Annotated in this window: 23 protein-coding genes; 4 read left to right on the top strand and 19 right to left on the bottom strand. The window is 72.3% G+C overall.

All coding sequences use genetic code 11. The features are described 5' to 3' along the window. Window positions 1-76: 76 nt before the first annotated feature. The 5 genes from ACFWI4_RS05670 to ACFWI4_RS05650 form a co-directional block, all read right to left on the bottom strand. Window positions 77-1,147 carry an Ldh family oxidoreductase gene (locus tag ACFWI4_RS05670; RefSeq protein WP_387191332.1) on the bottom strand — a complete coding sequence of 357 codons (1,071 nt, stop codon included), beginning with the start codon at window positions 1,145-1,147 and terminating at the stop codon, window positions 77-79. Window positions 1,148-1,167: 20 nt separating this feature from the next. Then, window positions 1,168-2,901, bottom strand: coding sequence for a thiamine pyrophosphate-dependent enzyme (locus ACFWI4_RS05665; RefSeq protein ID WP_387191330.1), 1,734 nt, complete (start codon window positions 2,899-2,901; stop codon window positions 1,168-1,170). Between the two features lie 12 nt (window positions 2,902-2,913). After that, the gene (locus ACFWI4_RS05660; protein ID WP_387191328.1) at window positions 2,914-3,774 is read right to left on the bottom strand and encodes an amidohydrolase family protein; all 861 of its coding nucleotides are present in this window, start codon (window positions 3,772-3,774) and stop codon (window positions 2,914-2,916) included. Window positions 3,775-3,911: 137 nt separating this feature from the next. Beyond that, a complete protein-coding gene (gene lhgO / locus ACFWI4_RS05655; protein ID WP_387191326.1) occupies window positions 3,912-5,144 on the bottom strand; it encodes an L-2-hydroxyglutarate oxidase in 1,233 nt (410 codons plus the stop codon). A gap of 43 nt (window positions 5,145-5,187) precedes the next feature. After that, window positions 5,188-6,642 carry an aldehyde dehydrogenase family protein gene (locus ACFWI4_RS05650; protein ID WP_387191324.1) on the bottom strand — a complete coding sequence of 485 codons (1,455 nt, stop codon included), beginning with the start codon at window positions 6,640-6,642 and terminating at the stop codon, window positions 5,188-5,190. A 283-nt stretch (window positions 6,643-6,925) separates the two neighbouring features. On the opposite strand from ACFWI4_RS05650, the gene ACFWI4_RS05645 reads away from it, so the two are divergent. Then, the gene (locus tag ACFWI4_RS05645) at window positions 6,926-7,213 is read left to right on the top strand and encodes a putative quinol monooxygenase (protein ID WP_387191322.1); all 288 of its coding nucleotides are present in this window, start codon (window positions 6,926-6,928) and stop codon (window positions 7,211-7,213) included. Window positions 7,214-7,285: 72 nt separating this feature from the next. Here the strand turns inward: ACFWI4_RS05645 and ACFWI4_RS05640 are convergent, their stop codons facing one another. The 12 genes from ACFWI4_RS05640 to ACFWI4_RS05585 form a co-directional block, all read right to left on the bottom strand. Continuing rightward, the gene (locus tag ACFWI4_RS05640; protein WP_387191320.1) at window positions 7,286-8,308 is read right to left on the bottom strand and encodes a methionine synthase II (cobalamin-independent)-like protein; all 1,023 of its coding nucleotides are present in this window, start codon (window positions 8,306-8,308) and stop codon (window positions 7,286-7,288) included. Window positions 8,309-8,311: 3 nt separating this feature from the next. Then, complete coding sequence (locus ACFWI4_RS05635) at window positions 8,312-8,785, bottom strand: heme-binding protein (protein WP_387191318.1); 474 nt, start codon at window positions 8,783-8,785, stop codon at window positions 8,312-8,314. After that, window positions 8,782-9,564, bottom strand: a complete 783-nt coding sequence (locus tag ACFWI4_RS05630) for an alpha/beta fold hydrolase (RefSeq protein ID WP_387191316.1) — start codon at window positions 9,562-9,564, stop codon at window positions 8,782-8,784. The genes ACFWI4_RS05635 and ACFWI4_RS05630 overlap by 4 nt, the downstream gene beginning before the upstream one ends. Window positions 9,565-9,617: 53 nt before the next feature. Continuing rightward, window positions 9,618-9,989: a VOC family protein gene (locus tag ACFWI4_RS05625; RefSeq protein ID WP_387191314.1), complete on the bottom strand. Its 372-nt coding sequence runs from the start codon at window positions 9,987-9,989 to the stop codon at window positions 9,618-9,620. Beyond that, entirely contained in the window at window positions 9,986-10,786 is an 801-nt protein-coding gene (locus ACFWI4_RS05620; RefSeq protein ID WP_387191312.1) for a fumarylacetoacetate hydrolase family protein, read from the bottom strand. The genes ACFWI4_RS05625 and ACFWI4_RS05620 overlap by 4 nt, the downstream gene beginning before the upstream one ends. Window positions 10,787-10,791: 5 nt before the next feature. Continuing rightward, on the bottom strand, window positions 10,792-12,240 hold the full coding sequence (locus tag ACFWI4_RS05615; RefSeq protein ID WP_387191310.1) for an NAD-dependent succinate-semialdehyde dehydrogenase: 1,449 nt from the start codon (window positions 12,238-12,240) through the stop codon (window positions 10,792-10,794). Window positions 12,241-12,370: 130 nt separating this feature from the next. Next, complete coding sequence (locus ACFWI4_RS05610) at window positions 12,371-13,291, bottom strand: VOC family protein (protein ID WP_387191308.1); 921 nt, start codon at window positions 13,289-13,291, stop codon at window positions 12,371-12,373. Window positions 13,292-13,402: 111 nt separating this feature from the next. Beyond that, entirely contained in the window at window positions 13,403-14,323 is a 921-nt protein-coding gene (locus tag ACFWI4_RS05605) for a LysR family transcriptional regulator (protein ID WP_387191306.1), read from the bottom strand. A 141-nt stretch (window positions 14,324-14,464) separates the two neighbouring features. Then, window positions 14,465-15,430, bottom strand: coding sequence for a sugar ABC transporter substrate-binding protein (locus ACFWI4_RS05600; protein ID WP_387191304.1), 966 nt, complete (start codon window positions 15,428-15,430; stop codon window positions 14,465-14,467). Between the two features lie 109 nt (window positions 15,431-15,539). Then, the gene (locus ACFWI4_RS05595) at window positions 15,540-16,553 is read right to left on the bottom strand and encodes an ABC transporter permease (protein ID WP_387191302.1); all 1,014 of its coding nucleotides are present in this window, start codon (window positions 16,551-16,553) and stop codon (window positions 15,540-15,542) included. Then, window positions 16,550-18,127 carry a sugar ABC transporter ATP-binding protein gene (locus tag ACFWI4_RS05590; protein ID WP_387191300.1) on the bottom strand — a complete coding sequence of 526 codons (1,578 nt, stop codon included), beginning with the start codon at window positions 18,125-18,127 and terminating at the stop codon, window positions 16,550-16,552. Before ACFWI4_RS05590 ends, ACFWI4_RS05595 begins: the two co-directional genes overlap by 4 nt. After that, on the bottom strand, window positions 18,124-18,714 hold the full coding sequence (locus tag ACFWI4_RS05585; protein WP_387191298.1) for a carboxymuconolactone decarboxylase family protein: 591 nt from the start codon (window positions 18,712-18,714) through the stop codon (window positions 18,124-18,126). The genes ACFWI4_RS05590 and ACFWI4_RS05585 overlap by 4 nt, the downstream gene beginning before the upstream one ends. A gap of 203 nt (window positions 18,715-18,917) precedes the next feature. On the opposite strand from ACFWI4_RS05585, the gene ACFWI4_RS05580 reads away from it, so the two are divergent. Then, on the top strand, window positions 18,918-19,322 hold the full coding sequence (locus ACFWI4_RS05580) for a cupin domain-containing protein (protein ID WP_387191296.1): 405 nt from the start codon (window positions 18,918-18,920) through the stop codon (window positions 19,320-19,322). A gap of 182 nt (window positions 19,323-19,504) precedes the next feature. Here the strand turns inward: ACFWI4_RS05580 and fusA are convergent, their stop codons facing one another. Continuing rightward, window positions 19,505-21,607 (bottom strand): elongation factor G, encoded by a 2,103-nt coding sequence (gene fusA, locus ACFWI4_RS05575; RefSeq protein WP_387191294.1) that lies wholly within the window; start codon window positions 21,605-21,607, stop codon window positions 19,505-19,507. 485 nt (window positions 21,608-22,092) lie between these two features. Here fusA and ACFWI4_RS05570 point away from each other — a divergent pair, with 485 nt between their 5' ends. Together ACFWI4_RS05570 and galE are read left to right on the top strand one after the other, a co-directional pair. Continuing rightward, complete coding sequence (locus ACFWI4_RS05570; RefSeq protein ID WP_387191292.1) at window positions 22,093-22,842, top strand: MBL fold metallo-hydrolase; 750 nt, start codon at window positions 22,093-22,095, stop codon at window positions 22,840-22,842. A 209-nt stretch (window positions 22,843-23,051) separates the two neighbouring features. Beyond that, window positions 23,052-24,107, top strand: a complete 1,056-nt coding sequence (galE, locus tag ACFWI4_RS05565; RefSeq protein ID WP_387191290.1) for a UDP-glucose 4-epimerase GalE — start codon at window positions 23,052-23,054, stop codon at window positions 24,105-24,107. Window positions 24,108-24,195: 88 nt separating this feature from the next. On the opposite strand, the gene ACFWI4_RS05560 is transcribed toward galE, so the two are convergent. Beyond that, window positions 24,196-26,001 (bottom strand): glycoside hydrolase family 15 protein, encoded by a 1,806-nt coding sequence (locus ACFWI4_RS05560; RefSeq protein ID WP_387191288.1) that lies wholly within the window; start codon window positions 25,999-26,001, stop codon window positions 24,196-24,198. Window positions 26,002-26,132 lie beyond the last annotated feature (131 nt).

Here is a 26,132-nt window from a genome sequence, read left to right as displayed (position 1 = left end):
GTACCGCGCCAGACGTGTCGCGCCTGCCACGGACACCGGGCCGCCCCGCCGTCCACGCCCCCGTCCGGGAGCCCTCCTAGACCACCTCGGGCACCTCCACGCCGAACCGGGCCGCGCTCCCGGCCAGTTCGCGCCACACCCCGGCCGCCACCGGCACCCCCTCCCCCGCGCGCAGCGCCGCGACCGAGGCACTGCGCTCGCCCGGGTAGAACACCCCCTGCGAACCGTCCGCGGGGGCCAGCGACTTGAGGGTGGCCAGCGTGGCGTCGACGGCGTCGGTGAAGGCCCCGGCGTCTCCGAAGGCCGCCGGGTCGATGGCGACGATCAGGGCGTTCTGGCGGTGTTCACGGCCCCCCGGGTCGTCGGAGTGGAAGGCCGCGAAGATGGGAGCGCCGACGAGCACGCTGGTCAGGAGCTCGAATGCGAGCGACATGCCCGATCCCTTGGCGCCCCCCAGCGGCAGCGGCATGACGGCACGCTCCGGGTCGGTGGTGGGGGTCCCGTCCGCGGTGGCGGCGGCGCCTTCGGGCAGCGGGGTGCCACCGGCCCTGGCCTGCCTGATCCGGCCCAGGGCGATCGTGGCGGTGGCCATGTCGAGGAGCAGCGGGGCATGGCTGCGCGCCGGTACGGCGACGGCGAGCGGGCTGGTCGCCACGGCCGCGCCCTTGGCCCCGGTGTAGCCCATGTTGGGCATGCCGGCGACGAACGCGAGTCCGATCAGGCCCTGTTCGGCGATCTTCGAGACGTAGTAGCCGATGGCCCCGGTGTGCACGGTGCGGCGCACTCCGACGGCAGCGACGCCGGTCTCCCTGGCCCGGGCGACGGCTTCCTCGGCCGCCGCGGTGAGGGCCACCGGTCCGGGCGCCCGGTCGGCGTCGAGGACGGCGACCGCCGGGGCCCCCGAGGTGACGGTGATCTCGGGACGGGCGTTGGCCACCCCTTTCGCGAGCAGTTCGAGGTACGCGGGGACGCGCGCGGTGCCGTGGGAGTCGATGCCGCGCAGCGCGGCCCAGACGAACACGTCGGCGGTGGTCCGGGCGTGCCCGGGACACAGGCCGGCCTTCTCCAGGAGCGCGGCGGCGAGGTCGCGCAGTGCGCCGGCGGGGACGAGCACCTTGCCCTGCGGGGGTGTCGGCGTGACGGTCATGGTGGCGGGTGCCTCCTGGGTCAGCGGGTGACGAGGACGTCGACGACGGCGGTGGTGCCCTCGGCCACGGCCTTGAGCGCGCGCTCCAGGGCGGGGGCGAGAGCGTCCGTCGCGTCGACGGTCTCGGTGTGCATGCCGAACGGCTCGGCGAACGCGGCGAGCCGGGGCAGCCGGCGCAGGTCCGTACCCAGCCACTCGCCGGTCTCGGCCGCCGCTCCGCCGGGGTAGAACCTGCGGTGGTTGAGGTTCATCGATTTGTAGACACGGTTGTTGAAGACCACGATCAGCAGCGGCAGACCGTAGGCGTTCGAGGCGTCGTACGAGGGGACGACCGGGTTGTACGCGAAGGCGCCGTCGCCGATCGTCAGCACCACGGGCCGCTCGGGCGCCGCCAGTTTGACGCCGAGCGCGACGGCGATGCCCTGGCCGAGTCCGCCCTGGACGTAGAAGTAGGAGTCGGGGCCGGTGGTGCGCACATGGCGTCTGACGACACGGCTGTGCGTGATGGTCTCGTCGACGACGACCGCGTCCCGGCCGTCGAGCAGCCTGCGCAGGGTGGCCGCGACGTGCACCGGGTCGACGCCCTCGGACCGCGCCGCCTTGGCCTCGGCCGCGGCGACGGCGGCCTCCTCGTCCGCATGCCGCCGCTCGTGCTCCGCCCGGCGCGCGGTGGCGGTGGCGGTGGCACCGGGACCGGGCGGCCGGGTGTGCGCCCGCTCGGTCAGCGTGCGCAGGGTGTCGGTGACGCCTCCTTCCAGGTAGTGGTCGGCGAAGAGGACCTGGTAGGCGATGTGCGGGCGGTGCGGAACCTGGTCGACGACCACGATCCGCGCCTTGGACGGGCGGCGCGAGGGCGGGTAGAAGGGGGCCCGGCAGTTGACGAGGAGGACGAGGTCGGCCTCGTCCATCCAGGGGGCGAGGTCAGAGCCGGCGTGGAGCGGGTGCGTGCGGGGGAAGTTGGCGCACACGGCCGAGTCGGGTTCGACGACCGGAATGTCCCAGGCCTCGGCGAAAGCGACCAGGGCCTCGAAGCCGCCCGCTTCCCGGCCCGCCGTCTCGGTGACGATCACGGGCGTGCTCGCGTTACGGATCAACTCGGCGACGAGGTCCGCCTCTTCGGGGGAAGCGTGGGTCGATCCGGGCGGGACGACGGGCTTGGGCTCGCGGCCGTCCCACTCCTCCAGCAGGATCTCCAGCGGGATGTTCAGGTAGGCCGGACCGGCCGGTGCCCGCCAGGCCAGTTCCGCGGCCCGGGTGACCATGGCGGGCAGGGTGTGCACCGCGGCGGCCTCGTTGGACCACTTGGTGAACGGCCGTGCGATGCCCTGCGGTCCGCCCACGACGGACAGGTTGCGGTACCACTGGCCGCCGGGGTCCTGTCCGGGTCCGTCGCCGTAGGTGGTCGACTCCGAGGAGGCGACGACCATGGGGACGCCGGCGAGCAGGGCGCCGTGGACCGCCATGGAGCCCTGGAGCAGGCCGGGGGCCGCGTGCAGGAGCACGGCCTGCGGGCGGCGGACGAGGAGGCCGTAGCCGGTGGCCATGCCGACGGCGACCGTCTCGTGGGTGAGGTCCAGATACCCCGGGGCCGGCACGCCGTCGCGGTGCCGCCGGGCCAGTGCCTCCCAGACCGGGGCCCATTCGGAACCCGACGAGCAGAAGACGTGGTCGGCGCCGACGGCGTCGAAGGCCGCCACGAGCGCTTCGCCGCCGTCCCGGCCGCCGGCGTACGGTGTGTTCTCGGTGTCCGTCATCTCCGCGCGCCCTCAGCCTTCGATCGGCCAGTCGAGGACCTCGCAGATGCCCCGGCCGAGGATCCACTCCAGTTCCTCGGGGGTGAAGTCCCAGTGCTGGGTGAACTGTTCGATGGTGTCGGTGTAGGTGACGCCGTGACCGAGGAGACGGGTGATGTCGGTGCCGTAGAAACACCGCTGGGGCCCAAGTTTGTCGACCATCTCGCGGACGTACTTCTCGATGTTCCTGTTCGGGAAGGGCTGCGTGGAGTAGCCGGGGAGCGCCGAGACCTTGACGTAGATGTTGGGGTGGACGGCCAGGTCGGCGGTCTCCTGGACCCAGTAGCCGATCGCGTCGTCCACGCAGCGGGCCATGATGCCCATGTGATCGATGATGATCTTCAGTCCTGGGTGCTTGGCGGCGATCTCGCCGAGCTCGCGCTTCCAGATCGGCGCGTGGACCATGGTGGGGACGCCGAGTTCCTCCGCGATCGGCCAGTACCAGTCGTTGGTTCCGTCGATCATCCAGTTGCGGTCCTGCGGGCGGTGGAACGTGAGCCGGGTGCCCTTGATGTACGGGTTGCGGGCGAAGTCCTTGAGCAGCGCGGTGCCTTCGACGGCGTCGTCCTGGGGGACGCGGGCCATGATGCCGAAGCGGTCGGGGTGGGCCTCGCAGGCCTCCAGGGCGTAGTCGATCCGGTTGCCCTCCCAGGACGGGGGCAGGATCAGCGCCCGGTTGACGCCGGCCTCGTCCATCAGCTCCAGCGCCTCCTCGTAGGAGAAGGGCTCCTCCCGGTGGCCGTTGAGCCGGATGCGCTCCCGGGCGCCCGGGACCCAGGGGCGGTCCGGGGTCTCTTCCTTCCAGATGTGGATCTGGGTGTCGACGACGAACATGTGACCTGCCGTTCTGTGCGGAGGGGAAGGGGGTGCCGGTGTGGTGCGGAGGGAACGCTAGGTCGGCGGGAGTGCTTTGCCGAGCGCTGGGAGCGCAAGCAGTTCTTGCGCGGAAGTCCCCCGCGCACGGCGCATGTTCAGGTTGCGCGGGTGTCGCCGAGGACGAGGTCGGCGAGGTGTTCGGCGATGGCCATCGAGGAGGTCGCGGCGGGCGAGGGCGCGTTGCGCACCGCGGTGACGCCGTCCGTCCGATGGATCACGAAGTCGTCCAGCAGCGAGCCGTCCCGGCCGAGCGCCTGGGCGCGGACGCCGGCTCCGCCGCGTACGACGTCGGCGGGGCCGAGGGCCGGGACGTACGCCCTGGCGGCCTTCATGTAGACGTCCACCGACAGGGATCCGCGCATCTCCTTGACTCCGGTGCGCCAGTGTTCCCGCGCCAGACGCCAGGTGCCGGGGAAGCGGGCGAGGCGGGCGAGTTCGCGGACGTCGACGTCGGAGCGGCGGTAGCCCTCGCGGGCGAGGGCGAGGACGGCGTTGGGCCCGACCTCCACCGAACCGTCCACGCGGCGGGTGAAGTGCACGCCCAGGAAGGGGTAACGGGGGTCGGGCACGGGGTAGATGAGGCCGCGGACCAGCGGCGCCCTGCTCGGGACGACCCTCATGTACTCGCCGCGGAAGGGCACGATCCGCGGCTCGTCCCCGTCGCCGCGGCGCCCCCGGCCGGGGGCGGCGAGCCGGGCGACGGTGTCGCTGTGCAGTCCCGCGCAGAGCACCAGGCGGTCGGCCCGCAGGGTCTCGTCGCCGGAGGCGACCTCGACGCCGCCGCCGGTGCGGCGGGTGACGCGGGTGACCGGGAACCCCAGCCGCACCTCGCCGCCGGAGTCCACGACGTCCCGGGCGAACGACCGGGCGATCGCGGTGTAGTCGGTGACAGCGGTCCGCGGCGAGTGGAGCGCCGCGAGGCCGGTCGCGTACGGCTCGATCTCGTGGATCCCGCCCGCCTCGACCCGGCGCAGCCCCGGCACCCCGTTCTCCAGCGACGTGGCGTACAGGGCTTCCAGGCGCGGCAGTTCGTCGTCCGTGACGGCCACGACGAGCTTCCCGCACGCGGCGAGGGGCAGCCGCCTGTCCTCGCAGTACTCCCGGATCATCGCCGCGCCCCGGGTGCACAGACGGGCCTTCAGGCTGCCGGGCCTGTAGTAGATCCCGGCGTGCACCACGCCCGAGTTGTGGCCGGTCTGGTGGACGGCGACCTCGCGCTCCTTGTCCAGGACCACGACACGCGTCCCGGGCCGGCGCAGCGCGATCTCCCGTGCCGTGGCCAGACCCACGATTCCCGCGCCCACGACGGCGATCGTCTCGTCAGCCATCCCTCTCCTCCTCCTGTCGCTCACGCCGTCGCCCTCCGGCCCGTCAGGCACCGAAGTGGAGGGCGACGGTCTTGACCCGGGTGTAGAAGCGCAGCCCTTCCTCGCCCTGCTCCTTGAACGGCGACCCGGAGTCACGGAAGCCGCCGAAGGGGTGGTGGACGTCCCAGCCGGAGGTCGTGGTGTTCACCGCGATCTGGCCGCACTCCACCTCGTCCGCGAACCGGTGGGCGGCGCCCAGGTCCCGGGTGAACACGGCGGCGGCGAGGCCGAAGACCGAGTCGTTGACCGCCTCGACGGCCTCGTCGAAGGAGTCCACCGCGCACAGCGCGACGACCGGCCCGAACACCTCCTCGCGCCAGATGTCCAGGTCGGGGGCCACCTCGCCGAGCACCGTCGGTTCCACGTAACAGCCGTGGGCCAGCGCCTCGTCCGCGGGCCGGCCGCCGCCGGCGAGGATCCTCGCGCCCTGCTTGACGGCGCGCTCGATCGCGGCGAGGACGTCGTCCCGCTGCCGGGCGCCGGCCAGCGGCCCCATCGTGGTCCCGGCGGCCCGTCCCGGGCCCACGCGCAGGGCGGCGGTCTCGGCGAGGAGCAGCGCGGTGAACTCCTCGTACACGGGCCGCTCGACGATCACCCGGCTGGTGGCCGTGCAGCGCTGTCCCGCCTGGGCGAAGCCGGCCGCGGCCACGGCCCGGGCGGCGGCGGGCAGGTCCGCGTCGGCGAGGACCACGGTGGCGTTCTTGCCGCCGAGTTCGCCCTGGAAGCGGACGTTCGTGTGGGCGAGCGCGGCTCGCAGGCCCTCGCCGACCTCGTTGCTGCCGGTGAAGGTGACGGCGGCCAGACGCGGATCGCCGAGCAGTGCCTCGGAGACGTCCGCGCCGCGTCCTGTGACCACGCCGAGGACTCCGGCGGGCAGGCCCGCGTCGTGCAGGGCGCGGGCCAGGTGCAGGGCGGCCTGGGGGGTGTCGGTGGCCGGCTTGAGGATGGCCGCGTTGCCCGCGGCGAGGCAGGGGGCGAGCTTGCGGGCGGGGGTGATCAGCGGGTCGTTCCAGGGGGTGATCGCGAGGACGACGCCGATGGGCTCGAGCTGGTGGTGGGTGCGGGTGTCCGGGCGTACGTCGTGCACGAGCGTGCCGTAGCCCTGGCGGGCCGGTCCCGCGTAGTACTCCAGGAAGTCGGCGGCCTTGAGGGTCTCCGCGGTCGCCTCGGCGCGGGTCTTGCCCATCTCGGTGCTGAGGTCCTCGGCGACCGCCGTCACGCGCTCGCGCAGCAGCCGGGCCGCGTCCGTCATGATCCGGGCGCGCTCGAAGGGGCTGGTGCGCTTCCAGAGCGCGAAGCCCCGTTCGGCGTGGTCGTATGCCTCGGTGACCTCGGCGGGGCCCAGCGCGGGAACGCGGGCCACGGGGGTGCGCGGATCGGCGGGGTCGTGGACGTCGATCCACGCGCCGGTCACCACCCACTCCCCGCCGAGGAGGGTCTCCAGGGTTCGCATCGGCATCACTTCTCTCGTCCGCCGCGGCGCGGGCCGCGGTCAGCGGGTGGGGCGGTCCGGGGACCGGGGGGTGATCCGGTCCGGGGACCGGGGAAGCTGGTCGGCCCCGGCACCGGCGGGCGTGCCGGGCCGGTCGCACCGACAACACACGAGCGGGGGCCCGGTCTGCCAGACCCGCGCAGGCAGACATTGCTTGCGCCGCGCGCGGGTCGCCCATCAGGGGATTCATGCTGGAATCGGCGGGCCCGACGGCCCCCACGGCCCCCACGGCCCCCTACGGAGGAAACACATGGCTTTCGCAGTCGTCGCCCACTACCGGTGCGCGCCCGCCGACGCGGACGCGGTGCGCGCCGCGCTCCTGAGGATGCGCGAACTCACTCCCGCCGAACCGGCGAACCTCGCCTACGAGGTGCACGCCGAGGTCGACCGGCCGGGCTCGTTCGTGCTCTACGAGCGGTACACGGACCGGGCGGGCTTCGAGGCGCACCGGGCGGCGGACCACTTCACGGAACTGATCGTCGGCCGGGTGCTGCCGCTGCTGACGGAGCGCACGGTCACGTTCGCCGAAGTGCTCTGAAAAGAGGCCCTGTCGTGGATCCCTCCGGCCGGGAGCCCCCCCCCGTGGCTCCCGGCCGGACCGGCGGCGGGTTCAGAACTCGTTGCCCCAGCAGTACCGGGCGAGGGTCTCCACGAGGACCAGTTTGCGGCGCTGGTGCTCGGCGCCGACGAACGGCCGTGCCGCGAGGTCGGCGAATCCCCGGGACGGCGAGAGGGCCATGTCCTCGATGTCCTTGACCTCGGCGGCGGCGTCGATGCGGACCAGCACCGTGTCGATCTCCTCCAATTCGGGAGTGGTCGCGTCGACGACGCCGAGGCACACGTCACGGTCCTCCGGCAGCGCCCTGAGCAGATCGAGTTCGGCGGCCGTGCCCCGGTCGTACGGGAGGATCCAGCGGTCGGCGGGGATGCCGCCGTACAGCCGCTCGGCGCCCGACCTGTCCACCGTGCCCGGCGCCTCCCAGCCGGGGCAGACTCCGATCCGTACCCCCTCGGGGCGTTCCTGCGCACGCACGGCCAGAGCCTCCACGGCGAGCGTGTCCTCGAAGGACAGGGCGTCGGGAACGGCCGGTTCGGCCGCGAGGTGGCCGAGCAGCAGAGGGTTGTTCAGCTGGATCAGCCGCACGCCCCGGGAGACCAGCAGTTCGATCTCCGCCTGGATGATCTCGGCCAGGGCCTCGCCGAGTTCACGGGCCGAGGCGGGACCGCCGGAGCCGGCGAGGGACGGGTCGAAGGTGGTGGCGGCGAGATAGGCCGGGGAGGGCAGGGACACCTTGGGCGCGATCACCGTCAGCCCGGCGAGCCGGGCCGCCCGGTCGGCGAGCAGCGGGGCGTCGGCCTTGGGCAGCGTCTCGGCCACCCACCGGGCCAGTCCGCCGGGTCCCGTCCCTCCCGTACGCCGGAAGCCGGAGACCCGGCCGAGCACGGCGCCGCGGAAGTCCTCGTACGGGAAGTCGCCGTCGGTGACGACGGTGGAGCGCACCCTGCGCTGGAGGGCGACCGCCTCCTCGACCGCGTCGTCCAGTGCCGCCGGATCGTCGCCCGGGCGGGTGAGGCCGGCCGGGCGGACCAGGCTGCCGTGGTGGTCGATGCGGTAGTTGAACGTGTCCGCCATGGCTCAGGCACCCTTCCTCGTCGGCTCGGTGGCCGCGACACCCCAGGCCGCGAACTCCAGTTCGTAGCCGAGGGACGCGAGGACCTCGTCGGCGACCCGCTGGTCCTCGTCCGCGGTGCCGCCCGCGATGCCGAGCCCGCCGATGATCCCGCCGTCCTTCTTGATGGTGACGCTGCCCTCGGCGGCCATGATGGGCAGTGCGGCGCCCGGCAGTTGGGAGAGCTGCGCGAAGAACACGGGCTGGCTCTCCTGCCACTTCCTCAGCATCTTCCCGGGGCGCTGCATGACGGCCGCGGTGTACGCCTTGGCACGGGCGATGTCCGGGGTCAGCGGGCGGGCGCCGTCGTCGCGGCGGACGCTGACGACGAAGCCTCCCGCGTCGACCACGGCGACGCTCACCGCCTTCCCCAGCGCCCGGGCCCGTTTCAGTGCCGCGTCCGCGATCTCCTCGGCGGCGTCGAGGGTGAGGCTGTTCATGCGGCTTCCTTCCGTCCGAGGGTGCGGCGCAGCTGTGCGACGGCCCGGTTGTAGGGACCGGGTGTCTCCCAGTACATGGAGTGCGGGGCCTCCGGCACGATCTCCAGGCGGGAGCCCGGGAGCAGTTCATGGGCGCGGGTCACGGTCTTCACGCTGAGCACCGCGTCCTTCTCGCCGAGGAGGAACGCGATCTCGACGCCCGAGTCCTCGATGGCGCGCAGCGTGGGCCCGTCGGTGTCGAGGTTGCGCAGGTCGGCCATCCTCGCGACGTTGAAGGTGCCCATCTGCCGGAAGAGGAAGGTCCGGTCGGGGTGTTCGCGCTGGAAGCGCCGGGTGAGCAGGCGGTCGACGACGGGGAGCTTGACGGCCTCGGCGCGGTCGGCGGCGGCCAGTTCGCGCAGTTCGGGGTGGCTGATGCCGCCGAGGGAGTGGCCGAGGACGACGGCCCGGACCCGGTCGGGGCGCAGCAGGCCGGCGCGCAGGGCGGCCACCGAGCCGATGGACTGGCCCACCAGCATCACATCGGTGAGGTCCTCGGCGTCCAGGACCGCGAGGACGTCGCCGGGGAAGTCCTGGCCGTCGAACTCCGGCATCGAGGAGTCGGACCTGCCGAAGCCGCGCAGGTCCATGGTGACGACGGTGAACTCGGAACGCAGTGCGGCGACCTGCTGCCACCAGGCGGCGTGGTTGCCGCCGCTGCCGTGGACGAACAGGATGGCCGGGCCGGTGCCGTGGCGCTCGTAGTAGAGGGAGGTGCCGTCGGAGTCGGCGTAGGGCATGGGAGATAACTCCTAGCGGTTCAAAGGGGGGTTGAACTTCGCCGCGTGCACGCTCAGTCGGGGCGCCTGCCGTGGAAGACCAGCTCGATCATGGTGTGGTCGGGGTCGTGGATGTAGCAGAACTTCGACTGGTTCTCGGGGCGTTCGATCGGGCGGGTGTGCCGGATGCCCAGTTCGTTCAGATGGGTGAGGAACTCGTCCCAGTCGTCGACCTCGACGGCGAAGTGGTAGGGCGCCATGCGCTCCATCTCCTCTACCGGGGTGAAGTGCAGGTCGAAGGTGCCGCGGGTCATCAGCACGACCCGGGTGTTGGACCTGGGCATGATGCGTTTCATCCCGAAGACCTTCGTGTACCACTCGGCGGTGCGGTCGGGGTCGGTGGTGGGGAAGTTGACGTGGTGGATGTAGCGCGGGGCCTTGCTCATGCGGAATTCCCTTCCGTTCGAACGGGGTTGGAGAGCACGCCGATGCCGCTGATCTCGATGTCGACGGTGTCGCCGGGCTCGATCCGGCAGGTCGACTCGGCGCCCATCCACAGCACGTCGCCGGGGCGCACGGTGATGTGCCGGGTGATCTCGACGATGTACTCGTACGGGTCGAAGACCATGTCGCCGGTCGGGAACGCGGCCCGCTCCTCGCCGTTGACCCGGAGCGTGGTCGTCTGGGCGAGCGCGTCGACGTCCGTTTCGATCCAGGGGCCCATCGGCTTGAAGGTGTCGCTGTTCTTGCTGCGCCACAGCGTGCGGTCCCGGTGCTGCCAGTCCCGGGCGCTGACGTCGTTGCCGATCGTCCAGCCGAACACCGCGGCGCGGGCCTCCTCGTACGAGGCGTGCCGAAGCGTGCGGCCGATGACGGCGACGAGTTCCGGCTCCGCCTCGAACCGGCCCTCGACACCGGCCGGCCTGACGATGGGCCGGCCGTGGCCGGTCAGCGCGCTGTTGGCCCGGTAGCCCACTTCGGGGCGCGTCGGGACCTCGGCGCCGCAGTGCGCGATGTGCCGGGGGTAGTTCAGGCCGACGGCGTAGAACACGGGCGGGACGACGGGCGGCAGCCAGACGGCGTCGGCGCGGGGTACGGTGCCGATGACGGTGGGGCCGGGGCCGCCGTCGTACGAAGGCCCGTGCATGGCCTCCAGCGGGGACCCGGACAGCAGTTCGACGTCCCGTTCCCGCACACGGCCCCAGACGGCCCGGCCACCGGCCGACACCCTGGTGTACCTCATGACGGTCAGCCCGCCAGGAGGTGGGAGACGCGCTTGGTGATCAGATAGGCGTCCAGTGCCTCGGGTCCGCCCTCCCTGCCGTAGCCGCTCTCCTTGACGCCGCCCGAGGGCGCCTCGCTGACCGAGCCGCCGCAGTGGTTGACGGAGAGGATGCCCGCCTCCAGCTCGCGCACCAGGTGTTCGGCTGTGGCGGCGGACTCGGTGAACGCGTAGGCGGCGAGGCCGTAGGGCAGTTCGTTCGCGGTGCGCAGGGCGTCGTCGAGGTCGCCGAACGCCCTGATGGGCGCGATCGGCCCGAACGGTTCCTCGCGCATGAGGTCCGCGTCCGGGGGCACGTCGGTGAGGACGGTCGGCGCGAAGAAGTAGCCGGCGCGTTCCAGGCGTTCGCCGCCGGTACGGACGGTGGCGCCCCGGCGTACGGCGTCGGCGGTCAGCCGCTCCATCGCGCGGAGCCGGCGTTCGTTGGCGAGGGGTCCCATGGTGGTGCCCTCGGCCAGGCCGTCCCCGACGACGACGGCCTCGGCCGCCTTCACGAACTCGGCGGTGAAGTCGTCGACGACGCTCTCGTGCACGAGGAAGCGGCTGGGCGAGGTGCAGACCTGGCCGGCGTTGGCGAACTTGGCCTGTGCGGCGCGGCGGGCGGCGCGGGCGGGGTCGGCGTCCGCGCACACGATCACGGGGGCGTGGCCGCCCAGCTCCATCAGGGTCGGCTTCATCACCTCGCCCGCGGCGGCGGCGAGCAGTTTGCCCACGGGGACCGAGCCGGTGAAGGCGACGAGCCGGACGACCGGCGAGGCGATCAAGTGGGCGGACACCTGGGCCGGTTCGCCGAAGACGAGGTTGAGGACACCGTCCGGCAGTCCCGCGTCCGCGAAGCAGCCGACCAGGGCGGCGGCCGTGGCCGGGGTCTCCTCGGAGGCCTTGAGGACGAGGGAGCAGCCCGCGGCGAGGGCCGAGGAGATCTTGCGCATGGGGCCGCCGGCCGGGAAGTTCCAGGGGACGAACGCGGCTACGGGGCCGACCGGTTCACGGCGTACGGACAGCAGGGTGCCGGGGTCGGAGGGGATGATGCGGCCGTAGGCGCGGCGGGCGTCGTCGGTGTGCCAGCGCAGGGTGTCGGCGACACGGCGGGCCTCTCCGGTGGCCTCGGCGAGGGGTTTGCCCTGTTCGAGGGTCATGATCCGGCCGACCTCGGCGGCCCGCTCGGTGAGCAGGTCGGCCGCGGTGTGCAGGATCGCGGTGCGCCGGGCGACGGGTGTGTCCCGCCAGGTCCTGAATCCCCGTGCGGCGGCGTCGAGGGCGCGGTCGAGGTCGGCGGCGGTGGCCAGGGGGACCTCTCCGATCACCTCCTCGGTGGCCGGGTCGACGATCGGGGCGGTGCGTCCGGTGGCGCCCGGGCACCATCGCCCCGCTATGTACAGGCGGACGGCGGGATAGCCGTGGTCGGTGGTCATGGGTGGGAGCCCTCTCAGGCCGGTGGAGAAGACGGTGGGGCCGCGGCGCGGGGCCGGGCGGCGGAGGCACCCGGCACGGGGGCCGGACGGTGGGGCGGAAGGAGGAGGGGGATGGCGGGAGGCGGACCGGTCAGGAGGCCGGGGCGTCCTGCTGGTCGCGGTTGGTGCGCAGGGCCCAGATGTGGTGCGGCGGGGCGTCCGTGTGGACGCGGGTCTCGTACGAGTCGTCGACCCGGTCCATGTCGGCGGCGTACTCGACGCGCCCGCCGCAGGGCGCGTGCACGAAACGGAAGACGTTGGAGCCGACGGTGTGGCGGCCGAGTCTGCGGGCCTCGCGCCAGCCCCGGTCGATCATGTGGTTGCCGCCTTGGACGACGTCGTCGAAGCCGGGTACCTCGTAGGCGACGTGGTTGACGCCCGCCTTGTCGGGGCGGTGGCAGAGCAGCAGGGTGTGCTGGTCGTCGTCGCCCGGTGCCCGCATGAAGACGCCCATGGGCTCGACGACGTCGGTGGGCCGGAACCCGAGGCGGTCCACGTAGAACGCGACGGCCCGCTCGCGGCCCTCCCTGGGGATGTTGAGGGCAACATGGCACATGCGCAGCGGGTGTACACGGGTGACCGGCCCCAGCGCGGTGTTCCAGCGGGTGACGCTGCCCAGCACGTTGGCGGGCCGGGGCGGGACGTCGGCCGGCCGGGGCCGGGCGAGGGTCAGTCCCGCTCCGAAGCCCGTCTCGTCGACGGTGTGGAACACGCCGGCGGCGTCCTGCCGGACGGGGCGGTCGCGTCCGGCCGCGGCCACCAGGCGTTCCAGTTCCCCGGGGGTGTCGACGCCCCAGACCACCTCCCGCAGCGTGGGCCCGGATTCCACCGGAGGCGGGAGCAGCGTGTCGGGTGCGGTGTCGAGGTGCAGGGTCTGGCCGGTGCGGGTCCCGAACACGGCGTGCTCGTCGGTCCGTTCCAGCGGGAGGAGCCCGAAGTCGTCGAAGAAACGGGCGCATTCGCCGAGGGCGTCGATGCCGTAGGTGACCGATTCGATTCTCTGGATTCCCATGGGTTCCTCGTTTCGCGGGTCGCCCGGTGAGCGTAGGTTTCGGGCGGCGGCGGGCTCAACGGCCCGGGCCCGACGGAATGCGCAATCGTTTCTTGCGGCCGGAGAGCGGTATTACGGTTTCCCGGAACGGATCTCCGGAATGGGGTTCTGGGAGAACCACGCGGTGAGGAAATCCAGGAATACGCTGACCTTGCGCGGCGCCCCCTGTCCGGGTCCGTAGATCGCGTACAAGGGGCGGTCGGGGACCGCGAGTTCGGGCAGCAGGACCCGGAGGGCGCCCGAGATCAGGTCGTCGTAGGCGGGCCGTTGCGGCAGCAGGGCGATACCGCGCCCGTGCACGGCGGCCTTCTGGAGGGCGATGTAGGAGTTCGACGAGAAGGCGATGTTGCGGATCTTGTGCAGGGTCGAGGCGTGGCCGTGGCCGATGCGCCAGACCGGGTCGTTGACGTGCACGAGGCAGTCGTGGCCGGCGATCCCGTTCGGCTCGGTGAGCGGGCCACCGCGTTCGAGGTACTTCTCGGACGCGCACAGCACGAACGGGAGCGAGGCGATCTTCTTCAGGCGGACGCTGGAGTCCCGCAGGTCCCGGGTGTGGAAGGCGACGTCGAATCCGCTGTCGAGGAAGTCGTAGGTCCGGTCGGACATGCCTCCCAGCTCGAAGCGGACCTGGATCCTGGGGTGGGCGGCGGAGAAGGCGGCTATCGCGTCGCCCAGGTCCAGGCTTCCGATCCACTTGGGGCAGATGATGCTGAGCGTTCCCTCGGCGCGGTCGTGGAGCTGGGCTATCCCGGCGTCCTCGGCCTCGATCTCGTCCAGGATGCGGGCGGCGAACTCGGCATAGCGCTGGCCGGGTTCGGTGAGGCTGACGGAGCGGGCCGTGCGGTTGACCAGCCTGACGCCCACCTGCCGCTCCAACTCGGCGACATGGCGCGACACGAGCGAGCCGGAGGACCCCAGCTTCTTGGCGGCGCCGTTGAAGCTGCCGACCTGCGCGACGGTGACGAAGCTGTGCATGAGGAGCAAGCGGTCCATGTTTCCTCCGGAGGCCCACGCGTGCCGGGGGTGGGCCCCGGCGGCGGTGCCGGTCGTTCGGGATCTGCGGGCGGCGCTTCCGTCCCGGGACGGGTCTCACGGCGGTGCGGACCCCGGCCGCGCCGGTCCGCGGGCGACGGCTTACGACGTGGGGCAGTACTGCGGGGCCTTGGTCAGGTTGTCCTTGGTGACCAAGAGAAGAGGAATGTTGGCAATCTTGTCAACCTTTTCTCTGCCCAGCAGACCGATGGCGCTCTTCACCGCGGTCCGGCCGATGACCATGGCCGAGTTGGCGACGGTGGCGGAGAACCGGCCGTCCTTCACGGCGGCCAGGCCCTCGTCGGTGCCGTTGACGGTCACGATCCTGACGTCCTCGGCGCCCGCCGCGTCGAAGGCCTTGCGGACGGCGAAGCCCATCTCCTCGTTGGCGACGAAGGCGTAGTCCAGGTCGGGGTGGGCCTGGATCATGTTCTCGGCGACCTCCTGGGCCTTGACCGGGTTGAACATGCCGGGCTGGTTCGCGACGACCTTCGCGGTGGCGGGCAGTTCGTTGGTGAACCCGCCCACCAGCAGGTCGGAGGCGGCACCGGGGGCGCCCGCGATCACCCCGACCTTCACCTCGCGTCCCGCCGCGTCCTTGACCACCCAGTCGGCGTCCAGGGCGCCCACCTTCTGGAGGTCGACCACCGTCGCGCCCAGGATGTCGTTGGCGTCGTTGGGGGCGACCGAGGTCAGATAGATCGGCACGCCGGCGGCCTTGGCCTTGGCTATGTCGCCGTCGAGCGAGTCGACGTTGACCGTCTGCACGATCAGCGCGCTGACCTTGCGGGAGATCATGTCCTCGATGTTGGACAGTTCCGTCCCCGCGTTCTGGTGGGAGTTGGCCGTGTAGACCGCGGCTCCTTCCGACTTGGCCGTCTGCTCGACGGCCTTCTGGAGACACGTGTGGAACTCGGTGTCCGCGCCGTTGACGAATCCGAGCGTGACGGCACCGGAACTCGCCCCGGCGGCACCGGCGTTGTCGTTGCCGGTACAACCGCTCAGCACCAGGGTGGTGCCGGCGGCCGCGGCGATCAGAGCGCGGCGGGAACGGACGGAGAATCTCATCGTGGTACGCCTTTCATGGCCGGTCGAGGGCAGGGCGAAGCGGCCGCGGAATTCGGGAGGAGATCGACCGCGGAATGCGGGGACGAAAGGGTGTGCGCGCCGGGCGGGGTCAGTTCCGTACGGACCGGGATTTGTGGAACTCGTTCGCGACGGCCGCGACGAGCAGGACCGCGCCGACGGACACCGGCTGGTAATTGCTGGACACCTGGAGGAGGTTGAGCGCGTTGGCGACCACACCGAGGAGCACGACGCCGAGCGCGGTGCCGGTGACGGTGCCGTGGCCGCCGGCGAGCGAGGTGCCGCCGATGACCACCGCGGCCACGGCGGTCAGCTGGAGGGACAGCCCGCCGGTGCCGGGACTGCTGGAGCCGAGCCGGGACAGCAGCATCAGGCCCGCCAGACCGGACAGGGCGCCGGTGAGCGCGTACAGCGAGAGCTTGCGCGCGGTGACGTTGATGCCGCTGAGCCGGGCCACGTGTTCGTTGCCGCCGATGGCGTAGGCGTCGCGGCCGAACACGGTGAACCGCATGACCAGGGCCGTCGCGACCAGGACCAGGACGGCCAGGACGAGCAGATAGGGGACGCCGAGGACCGCGTCGTTGCCCAGGGAGAACATCCGGGTGCCGATGGAGACGCTGACGCTGTCGAGCACCAGCAGCGCCACTCCGTCGAGCAGGGTGGCCGTGGCGAGGGTGACGACGAACGGAGCGACGTTCGTGAACGTCACGACCAGCCCGTTGACCAGGCCGATCGCGGTGGCGAGGACGATCGTGGCGGCCACGGTGAAGACGGTGGAGTGACCGTGCGACAGCAGCTGCGCGCCGAGCGCGGTCGTGACGGAGACATTGCTGCCCATGGAGAAGTCCATGCCGCCCGCGGTCATGAGCAGGGTCAGACCCGCGGCGATCACGGCGGTGACGCTCACCTGCCGCAGGATGTTGACGACGTTCGTGTCGGTGGCGAACGCGTCGGTCCGCAGCACGGTGGCCAGCACCACGACGGCCAGGACGGCCGTCAGGCCGGTGTGCGGGGCGCGGCGCAGAACGCCGAGCCGGTTCCCGGGCCGCCTCCGGGCCCGCGGTTCGCCGGTGTCCGGGGCGTCGGGACGTGTCGTGACGTTCACTGGGGCCGGCCTCCGAGTGCGGTGGCGACGAGTTCGTCGCGGGTGATGGCGGTGACGTCGTGCTCGGCGACCACCCGGCCCGCCCGGACGACGACGACCCGGTCGGCCAGTCGCATGACCTCCTCGGCGGACGAGGAGGCGAGCAGCACGGCCGTGCCGCGCGCGGCCAGGCCGTCGAGCAGGGCGTGGATGTCGGCCATGGCGGCGATGTCCACACCGTTCGTGGGGTCTTCGAGGAAGCAGGCGGCCGGTTCGGTCTGAAGCCACTTCGCGAGGAGCACCTTCTGCTGGTTGCCGCCGGACAGGGCGCTCACCGGCGGATTGCCCGCGAGCGAGACGACCCCGTAGCTGCGCCGCAACGGCCTTGCCCGGCGCGCCAGTTCACCCCGCCGGTGCAGCCGTCTGCGGGCCAGGCGGTCGCCGGCCAGCATCAGGTTCTCGTCCAGGGACAGGGCCGGGACCAGTCCGAGCGCCCTCCGGTCGCCCGTCACGCAGCGCAGACCGCCGGCGAGCGAGGCGCGCACCCGGCCGAACGGCACCGGGGAGCCGTCGACGAGGAGTTCACCGGTGTCGGGGCGGCGCCGGCCGGAGAGCAGGTCGAACAGCCGGGACTGGGCGTCGCCCGCCGGTCCGAGCACCGCGACGATCTCGCCCCTGCGCACCTGGACGTCGAGGCCCCGGACGGCCCGGCCGTCGCTGAGGGAGCGAACCGCGAGGCCGACGCCGTCCCGGGGCGCGGGGCGTTCGGAGCGCCGCGAGACGACGTCGCGGCCGACCATGGCCCGTACCAGCGCGTCCGGGTCGAGCTCGGCGGCCGGGGCGCTGTGCACCACGACTCCGTCGCGGAGCACGGTGAGCCGGTCGGCGACGGCCATGACCTCGTCGATGTAGTGCGAGATGTAGACGACGGCGACGCCCTCGTCGCGCAAGGTGCGTACCAGACGCCTGATCCGCTGGGCGGCCTCCGCGCCCAGACAGGCGGTGGGTTCGTCGAGGATCAGGATCCGGCCGCCGCGACGCACTTCGCGCGCCACCTCGACCATGGTCTGTTCGGCGACGGTCAGCGAACCCGCGGTCCGCTCCCCGTCGATGTCGATGCCGAGTCCCGAAAGTGCCTGCTCCGCTTCGGACTTGAGCTTCCTCCAGCGCACGGCGCCGCGCCGGGTGGGCAGGTCGCCGAGCAGGACGTTCTCCGCGACGGTCAGGCCCATCGCCAGTTCACGGCGCTGGGGAACCGAGGCGATGCCGAGCCGTCGGGCCCTGCGTACGGTGAGGCCGTGCTGGGTGTGTCCGTCGACCTCGACGGTGCCGGAGTCCGCCTGGTGCACCCCGGAGAGGATCTGCACCAGTGTCGACTTCCCGGCGCCGTTCATGCCCATGAGCGCGTGCACCTCGCCGGGGTACAGGTCGAGATCGACGTCGGTGAGCGCGGAGGCGCCGCCGAAGCGCTTGGTGACACCGCGGACGCGCAGCACGGGACGCGGTGCCGTCCCGGCGTCGCCCGGTGCCGTCGTCGGGGTCCGCGCGGTCACCGCGGCGCCTGCCTCCGTGTCCCGGTCCGTGCGGGCGGTCACGGCCGCGGTCCGTCGCCGGGGGCCAGACGCCCGTGGCCGCGGACGTCGGGGAAGGGGGGCTCGCGATCGGCCTGGAGGTCCACCTGGAAGGTGTTCAGGCACATCCCGAGCATGGTGAAGTTGCCGAGCGCGCCGATAGCGTCCACCAGGCCGCGGGGGCCGAAGTGGGCCAGCGCCCCGGCGAAGGTCTCGTCGCGGACGAAGTGGTCCTCCAGGACCTCCCGGCAGAACTGGTAGAAGGCCTGGTCGGCTTCGTCCTCGAAGACCGCCTCGCGCTTCTCGGCGACGGCCTTGACCGCGGCCTCCGGCACACCGGCCGCGACCGCCCGGTCCACGTGCGCGTTCCAGGAGTACTGCGCGTCCCAGTTCCGGGCGGCCATCAACAGACTGAGCTCGCGCAGGCGTTCGGGCAACGAGCAGTCGAACCGGGCGAAGGCGCCGAGGGATTCGGCGCGCTCGCACATCTCCGGGCTGTGCAGCCAGACCCGGAAGGGACCGCGGACGGCACCGCGCCGGCCGGCGATACGGGCGGCCAGTTCCCGCTGGCGCGGTTCCATGTCCTCATCGGTCAGAACGGGGAGCCTCATGTGGCTGCCACCTGCCTTTTCTTTCCGGCGTGTTTCCGGCATGTACGGGGATGCCGTGCGATGCCAGCCGACGGTACAGCCGGGTTCGGGAAGCTCACCCTTCCCGGAACGCAAGGTAAAACTGCACGCCGGACGGCACCCGTTCACGAGGGCGCGGCCTAACGTCGGTCGACGCATCACCCCCGACGGGAGAGGAATTCCGGATGACCACGATCATCGAAGCCGCGTCCGTGCCCCCGCTGGACCGGGGCGGTGCCGTGGTGACGACACCGCTCGTCACCACGGCTTCGGCGGGCGGCGAGAACCGGATCACCAGCGGGATGAGCGTGTACCCGGTCGGCTCCGGAGCCCCGTTGCACTCGCACAACTGCGACGAGCACGTGACGGTCCTGGAGGGCGAGGCGGAGGTGGTGGTGGACGGCGAGGCGACGCGGCTCGGGCGGTTCGACACCACGTACGTCCCCTCCCCCGTCCCGCACCTGTTCAGGAACGTCGGCGACCGCCCGCTGCGGATCCTGTGGGTGTACTCCTCGGGGCAGGTGACCCGTACCTTCACCGCGACCGGGAGGACGGTGGAACACCTCTCGGACGAGGACCGGATGGGCTGAGCGACCGGTGCCGGGGGCGGACCGTGCCTGGGTGCCCCGGTCCAGGTGCGCGGGCGGTCCCGGGGTGCAGGCGGTCCCGGGGTGCCACCAGTTCCGGGGTACGTACGGGCCCCGCCCGACGGTCCCCGAGGGGCGGACGGCCCCGCCCGGCCCGGGTCGGGGCTGGGCGGGGCCGTGCGCGGTCACCGGACCCGTGCCTCCCGCCCGGGGGCCGGGGCGAGGCCGGCGGGCCGGGTGGTGAAGACACCCCGGCCCTGGGTCCGGCCGCGCAACCGGGTCGCGTAGCCGAAGAGTTCGGCCAGCGGCACGGTGGCGGTGACCACCGACGCGCCGCCCCGGGCGAGCGAGCCCGAGACCCGGCCGCGACGGGCCGCGAGGTCGCCGAGGACTGCGCCCACGGCCTCCTCCGGCACCGTGACGGTGACCTCGGCCACGGGTTCCAGCAGGATCATGGCGCTGGCCCGCAGCGCCTCACGCAGCCCGAACCGGCCGGCCGCGCGGAACGCCGTCTCCGAGGAGTCCTTCACATGGGTCGCCCCGTCGGTGAGGGTGACGCGCAGCCCGGTCACCGGGTGACCGCCGAGGGGACCCTCGGTGAGGGCGTCCCGGCAGCCCGCCTCCACGGCACGGACGTACTCCTGCGGCACCCGGCCGCCGGTGACCGCCGACCGGAAGACGAAGCCCGTCGCCGCGCCCCCGGCACCGTCGGGGCCCGTCCCCAGCGGTTCCACGTCGAGGACGACCTGGGCGAACTGCCCCGCGCCGCCGTCCTGTTTGACGTGCCGGTAGACCAGACCGGACACCCCGCGGGCGACCGTCTCCCGGTAGGACACCCTCGGCCGCCCGACGGCGACGTCGAGCCCGTGGGCGAGCCGGATCTTCTCCACCGCCACCTCCAGATGCAGTTCTCCCAGGCCCGACAGCACCGTCTGTCCGGTCTCGGGGTCGGTGCAGACGACCAGCGAGGGATCCTCCTCGGCCAGCCGTGCCAGCGCCGACACCAGCCGGTCGGTCTCGGTGCTCCTGCGCGCCTCGACCGCCACGGACACCACCGGATCGGCGACGGACGGCGGTTCGAGGAGCAGCGGCGCCGCGGGGGCGCACAGGGTCGCGCCGGCCCGGGCGGACTTCGGCCCGATCACGGCGACGATGTCACCGGCCACGGCGCACTCCAGCTCCGTGTGGCGGTCGGCCCGCACCCGCAGGATGCGCGCGATCCGCTCGGTGCGTCCCGTGCCCGTGTCCAGCACCGTCCGTCCCTTCTCCACCGTGCCCGCGTAGATCCGCAGATACGTCATCCGTCCGGTCGCGGTGGCGTTCACCTTGAACACCAGGGCCGCGAAGGGCGCTTCGGGGTCCGCTGCCCGCTCCTGCTCCCTGCCGTCGTGCGTGCCGCGGACGGCGGGCACGTCGAGCGGCGAGGGCAGGTAGGCCACCATCGCGTCGAGCAGCGGCTCGACACCGCGGTTGCGGTAGGCCGAGCCGCACAGCACCACGACGCCCTCACCCGTGCGGGTCAGGTCGCGCAGCGCCGCCGACAGGGTCGCGGCGGACAGGGCGGAGCGGTCGCAGAACTCCTCCAGGGCCGCCGGATGGAGTTCGGCCACCGCCTCCTCCAGGAGCCGGCGCCGGCGCCTCGCCTCCTCAAGCAGGTCCGGCGGCACCGGGATCTCCTCGGCGGACTCGGCGCCGTCGGCCCACACGAGCGCGCGCATCCGCAGCAGATCGACGACGCCGGTGAAGGCGTCCTCCGTGCCGATGGGCAACTGGACGACCAGCGGCGCCGGATGGAGCCGTTCGCGGATCGAGTCGACGGCCCTGTCCAGGTCGGCGCCCGCGCGGTCCAGCTTGTTCACGAAGGCGATCCGCGGGACGCCGTGCCGGTCGGCCCGCCGCCACACCGACTCGCTCTGCGGCTCGACGCCGGCGACGGCGTCGAACACCGCGACGGCGCCGTCGAGGACGCGGAGCGAGCGCTCCACCTCGTCGGAGAAGTCGACGTGGCCCGGGGTGTCGAGCAGGTTGATCCGGTGGCCGTCCCAGGCGCAGGTGACGGCCGCGGCGAAGATGGTGATGCCGCGGTCGCGTTCCTGCGGGTCGAAGTCCGTGACGGTGGTGCCGTCGTGGACCTCGCCCCGTTTGTGGACGGTGCCGGTGAGATAGAGGATCCGTTCGGTCACGGTGGTCTTGCCCGCGTCCACGTGGGCGAGGATGCCCAGGTTGCGGACGGCGGCGAGAGTGCCGGTGACGGGGTCGGTGAAGTGACGGTGCAGGTCGGTACGCACGGCCGTGGGCCTTTCGGACGATCCGGAGAAGGGTCGGCGCGATTCCCGGACGACACACCTGGGTTCAGGCGGTGGCGGACCCGCGGCGGGCACGGCGCAGGGCGACCGGGCATGCGGTCGCCGCCGTACGGGCGGGGGTCAGAGAGTCGTCGCGGGCGTCCGGTTCCGGCCGCGCAGCCGGTACCGGGCCCACGAGGACACGAGGATCACCTCGTACTGCGACGCGGGGACGACGACAGCGGTGCGGTAACGCACGGCCCGGCTCCCCTCGTTCGTCGCGGCACACCCGCGCTCGGAGCGGCGGTGTGTGATTCCGTGGCGAGTGTAGGGAACGGGGAGGGGACCCGGCACGGGATTTTCCGAGCCGTTCGGCCGGCGGGTTCGGGCCGTCGGCGCCGGCGGGGCGCCGAATGGATCACGCCCGCGATACGTTCGCCCTGTCAGAGCCCCCTGGGCAGCCGCAGTTATCCAACGTCAGGATGGTCATGCGCGAGGAAGCGATCGTCGAGGCAGCCGCCGGAGTTCATCTGGTGCACGGCAGCAACACGAACTGGGTGGTGCTGGCCGAGGGCGACGCCGTCACCCTGATCGACACGGGATACCCCGGTGACCGCGAGCAGTTGCTGGCGTCGCTGAAGTCCCTCGGCCACGCGCCCGAGGCCGTGACCGCCGTGCTGATCACCCACGCGCACAGCGACCACCTCGGCTCCGCGGAGTTCCTGAACCGGACGTACGGGACGCCCGTCCAGCTGCACGAGTCCGAGGTTCCGCACGCGCGCCGCGAGTTCCTCCACCAGGTGAGCATCGGGCAGGTGATGCGGCAGGCGTGGCGCCCGGGCGTACTGCCCTGGGCCGTGCACGCCATCCGCTCGGGCGGCACGGCGGACGTGGCCATGACGAAGCCGGAGGCGTTCCCGCACGCGGGTCCGCTCGATCTGCCGGGCCGGCCCGTCCCGGTGCACACCCCCGGCCACACTCCGGGCCACTGCGTGTACCACCTGCCGGAGGCCGGGGTGCTGATCTCCGGTGACGCCCTGGTGAGCGGGCACCCCACCTCCCGGATACGGGGTCCGCAGCTGCTGCCGCGGATGTTCGACACCGAGCGCGCCGGTGCCCTGGCCTCGCTCGAACGCATCGAGGCGCTCGACGCCGACGTGCTGCTGCCTGGTCACGGTTCCCTGCACCGCGCGCCGGTCGGTGAGGCGGCCCGGCGCGCCCGGGAACTGGCGGGCTGACGACGAGGCCGCGGTGGTCGCCAGGGGTGCCGCACCGGTCACCCTTGGCGACCGCCGCGTCTTCCTGGCCCGCCACCAGGGGTGCGCGCCACCGCTTGACGCACGGGACGGACGGGGGCAGAGTTGTACATATACGTCGTAAACATACGCCGTCGTCCGTCCGCTTCGCTCAGGAGCTTCGCCCGCGCGCACACGAAGGAGCCGGGCCCATGAGTGCCCCCTCGACCATTCTCGTCACGGGCGGCGCAGGATTCATCGGAAGCCACGCCTGTGTCGAACTCCTCGACCACGGCTACGAGTTGATCGTGGTCGACGACTACTCCAACAGCAGTCCACAGGTCTTCGCCCGCGTGGAACGCATCGCGGGCCGTTTCCTCGGCACCATCTACGAACTGGACATCCGTGATCGGCGCGCACTGTCGGCCGTATTCGACCGCCACTCCGTGGACGCCGTCCTGCACTTCGCCGCGCACAAGGCCGTCGGCACGTCGACCCGGATGCCCATCGACTACTACGACACCAATGTCGGCGGGACGACCGCGCTGCTGAACACCATGCACGAACACGGCGTGCACCAGCTCGTCTTCTCCTCGTCGTGCTCCGTCTACGGCGAGGCCGGCCACGGACCGCTCGACGAGTCCACCCCGGCCCGGCCCACGAATCCGTACGCCGCCTCCAAGATGATCTGCGAACAGATCCTCGCCGACGTCTGCCGCCGCCGCCCCGAGTACACCGTGCTGTGCCTGCGGTACTTCAACCCGGCGGGCGCCCACCCCAGCGGACTGCTCGGCGAGGACCCCAGTGGTTCCCCCGAGAACCTGCTGCCGAGCCTGGCCCAGGTGGCCATCGGGCGGCGGGAACGCCTGAGCGTCTTCGGCGACGACTACCCGACGCGGGACGGGACCGCGATCCGCGACTATCTGCACGTCATGGACACCGTCGAGGCCCATCGCGTCGCGCTCGACCATCTCGCGGACGGGACCGGCATGCACGTGTACAACCTCGGCATAGGCAAGGGGAGTTCGGTCCTCGACGTGGTGTCGGCCTTCTCCGACGCGTGCGGCACGCCCGTTCCCTACACGATCGTGCCGCGCCGGCCCGGCGATGTCGCCGAGCTGGTCGCGGACGCCGACGCCGTCGCCCGTGCCTGGGGCTGGCACCCTTCGCGCGACCTCGCCGACATGTGCCGGGACGCGTGGCGGTTCCAGCAGCTCAACCCGCACGGCTACGCGGGATCCGCCCGGCGCTCCTCCGCCAAGGACTGACCGTCCGGCGCGCAAGGACCGACCTCCTGGCGCGCCGAGGAACGACCCGCTGACCTGACACGAGGAACGCCCCTGGACCACCGGCGGGCTATCCCGCCACCTCGGGCTCCGACAGCAGGAACGCGGTCTCCACCAGCGCGAGATGACTGAACGCCTGGGGAGCGTTGCCCAGTTGGCGGCCGGCGTCGGGGTCCCACTGCTCCGAGAGCAGCCCGAGGTCGTTGCGCACCGCCAGCACCCGCTCGAACACCTCCGTCGCCTCCTCCCGGTGTCCGGTCACGGCCAGCGCGTCGGCATACCAGAGGGAGCACGCCACGAACGCGCCCTCGCCGCCCGGCATCCCGTCCACCCCGTGCACGCCGTGACCGTTCGGCGCGTACCGCCGTACGAACCCGCCGTCGGACAGCCCCCGCATCGCCCGCACGGTGCCCATCACCCTCTCGTCCCCCGCGGGCAGGAAGCCCAGCCGGGGTATCAGCAGCGCGGAGGCGTCCAGGTCCGTCGAACCGTAGGACTGGACGAACGATCCCCGTCCGGCGTCCCAGCCCTCCCGGCACACCTGCCGGTGGACCTCGTCCCGAAGGGCCCGCCACTCCCGCGAGGAGCCGTTCCTGCCGAGCAGTTCACCCATGCGCAGCGCGCGGTCCGCCGCCACCCAGGTCATGACCTTGGAGTGGACGAACTGCCGTGCCGGCCCGCGCACTTGCCACAGACCCTGGTCCGGCTCGCGCCAGTGGCGGCCGAGGTGGGCCATCATGCCCTCCACCAGCCTCCACACATGGCCCGGCATGGGGATGCCCGCGCGCAACGACAGCAGGAGCGCGTCGAGCACCTCTCCGTAGACGTCGAGCTGGAACTGGCTCACCGCCGAGTTCCCGAAGCGGACCGGGCGCGAACCCTCGTAGCCGGGCAGCCACGGTGCCTCCGTCTCCGGGAGGAGCCGCTGGCCCGCGACGCCGTACACGGTCTGGAGATCGGCGGGTTCCCCCGCGATGGCCCGCACCAGCCAGCCCAGCCAGGCAGTGGCCTCGTCGCGGTAGCCGCCGCGCAGCAGACAGGACAGGGTGAGCGCGGAGTCCCGCAGCCAGCAGTAGCGGTAGTCCCAGTTGCGCTCGCCGCCGATGGAGCCGGGCAGCGAGGTGGTCGGGGCGGCGACCATGCCGCCGGTGGGCGCGTAGGTCAGCGCCTTCAGCGTGATCAGGGACCGCACCACGGCGTCGCGCCAGGGTCCCACGTACCGGCACCGGGCCGTCCAGCGCCGCCAGAAGTCGCCGGTCTCCTTGAGCACCGTCTCCGCCGGGACGGCCAGCGGGGCGGGCGGTTCGGTCCGGTAGGAGGGCGCCCACACGAACGTCAGCGTCGTCCTGCGTCCGGCCCGAACGGTGAACTCGTGGACGGTGGAACCGTCTTCGCCGGGTTCCGCCTCCAGGCCCTCGGCGTTCAGCCAGACGGCGTCGGGACCGGCTACCGCGACCGTACAGACCTCACCGGTCTGGATCCACGGCACCACCCGGCCCTGGTGGAAGCGCAGCCGCAGTTCGCTGCGCATGGACACGGACCCCCACAGGCCCTCCACCACGCGGACGACGCAGGGCAGTTGACTGCGCGGCGGCATGAAGTCGATGACCCGGGCGGCGCCCGTGTCCGTCTCCCAGCGCGATTCGAGGATCAGGGTGTCCGGCCGGTACGCCCGGCTCGCACAGTGCGCCCGCTCCGCCCGCGAGACCGGCGCGATCCGCCAGAACCCGTTGTCCGGTGTCCCCAGCATCGCGGCCAGACAGGCCGGCGAATCGAACCGGGGAAGACACAGCCAGTCGAGGGAACCGTCCCTGCCGACCATGGCAGCGGTTTCCAGATCGCTGATGAGGGCGTAGTCCTCGATGGGTGCGTTCATGATCGAAGCCACGCCGCCGTGTTCTTTGCCGCTTCTCCAGGATAAGGCCGTGTCCCGGATCCGCACGCTGACCAGGTGATTTTCCTCCGGAGGGCTTGCATTTACGCTGTATACATACACTTTCGCCCCGC

The organism is Streptomyces sp. NPDC127038, from assembly GCF_042725875.1.
In the GTDB taxonomy this organism is placed as follows: domain Bacteria; phylum Actinomycetota; class Actinomycetes; order Streptomycetales; family Streptomycetaceae; genus Streptomyces.
Note: the sequence above shows the minus strand (reverse complement) of the source record. Positions and strands in the feature narration are given on the sequence as shown.

What these genes read in the sequence shown, in the direction of transcription:
- ACFWI4_RS05635 (WP_387191318.1), bottom strand. Translation starts at nt 8,785, where the DNA reads ATGAACAGCCTCACCCTCGACGCCGCCGAGGAGATCGCGGACGCGGCA.
- ACFWI4_RS05625 (WP_387191314.1), bottom strand. Translation starts at nt 9,989, where the DNA reads ATGAGCAAGGCCCCGCGCTACATCCACCACGTCAACTTCCCCACCACC.
- ACFWI4_RS05605 (WP_387191306.1), bottom strand. Translation starts at nt 14,323, where the DNA reads ATGGACCGCTTGCTCCTCATGCACAGCTTCGTCACCGTCGCGCAGGTC.
- ACFWI4_RS05645 (WP_387191322.1), top strand. Translation starts at nt 6,926, where the DNA reads ATGGCTTTCGCAGTCGTCGCCCACTACCGGTGCGCGCCCGCCGACGCG.
- ACFWI4_RS05670 (WP_387191332.1), bottom strand. Translation starts at nt 1,147, where the DNA reads ATGACCGTCACGCCGACACCCCCGCAGGGCAAGGTGCTCGTCCCCGCC.
- ACFWI4_RS05610 (WP_387191308.1), bottom strand. Translation starts at nt 13,291, where the DNA reads ATGGGAATCCAGAGAATCGAATCGGTCACCTACGGCATCGACGCCCTC.
- ACFWI4_RS05585 (WP_387191298.1), bottom strand. Translation starts at nt 18,714, where the DNA reads ATGAGGCTCCCCGTTCTGACCGATGAGGACATGGAACCGCGCCAGCGG.
- ACFWI4_RS05570 (WP_387191292.1), top strand. Translation starts at nt 22,093, where the DNA reads ATGCGCGAGGAAGCGATCGTCGAGGCAGCCGCCGGAGTTCATCTGGTG.
- ACFWI4_RS05665 (WP_387191330.1), bottom strand. Translation starts at nt 2,901, where the DNA reads ATGACGGACACCGAGAACACACCGTACGCCGGCGGCCGGGACGGCGGC.
- ACFWI4_RS05560 (WP_387191288.1), bottom strand. Translation starts at nt 26,001, where the DNA reads ATGAACGCACCCATCGAGGACTACGCCCTCATCAGCGATCTGGAAACC.
- galE (WP_387191290.1), top strand. Translation starts at nt 23,052, where the DNA reads ATGAGTGCCCCCTCGACCATTCTCGTCACGGGCGGCGCAGGATTCATC.
- ACFWI4_RS05640 (WP_387191320.1), bottom strand. Translation starts at nt 8,308, where the DNA reads ATGGCGGACACGTTCAACTACCGCATCGACCACCACGGCAGCCTGGTC.
- ACFWI4_RS05650 (WP_387191324.1), bottom strand. Translation starts at nt 6,642, where the DNA reads ATGCCGATGCGAACCCTGGAGACCCTCCTCGGCGGGGAGTGGGTGGTG.
- ACFWI4_RS05620 (WP_387191312.1), bottom strand. Translation starts at nt 10,786, where the DNA reads ATGAGGTACACCAGGGTGTCGGCCGGTGGCCGGGCCGTCTGGGGCCGT.
- ACFWI4_RS05580 (WP_387191296.1), top strand. Translation starts at nt 18,918, where the DNA reads ATGACCACGATCATCGAAGCCGCGTCCGTGCCCCCGCTGGACCGGGGC.
- ACFWI4_RS05615 (WP_387191310.1), bottom strand. Translation starts at nt 12,240, where the DNA reads ATGACCACCGACCACGGCTATCCCGCCGTCCGCCTGTACATAGCGGGG.
- ACFWI4_RS05660 (WP_387191328.1), bottom strand. Translation starts at nt 3,774, where the DNA reads ATGTTCGTCGTCGACACCCAGATCCACATCTGGAAGGAAGAGACCCCG.
- ACFWI4_RS05630 (WP_387191316.1), bottom strand. Translation starts at nt 9,564, where the DNA reads ATGCCCTACGCCGACTCCGACGGCACCTCCCTCTACTACGAGCGCCAC.
- lhgO (WP_387191326.1), bottom strand. Translation starts at nt 5,144, where the DNA reads ATGGCTGACGAGACGATCGCCGTCGTGGGCGCGGGAATCGTGGGTCTG.
- ACFWI4_RS05600 (WP_387191304.1), bottom strand. Translation starts at nt 15,430, where the DNA reads ATGAGATTCTCCGTCCGTTCCCGCCGCGCTCTGATCGCCGCGGCCGCC.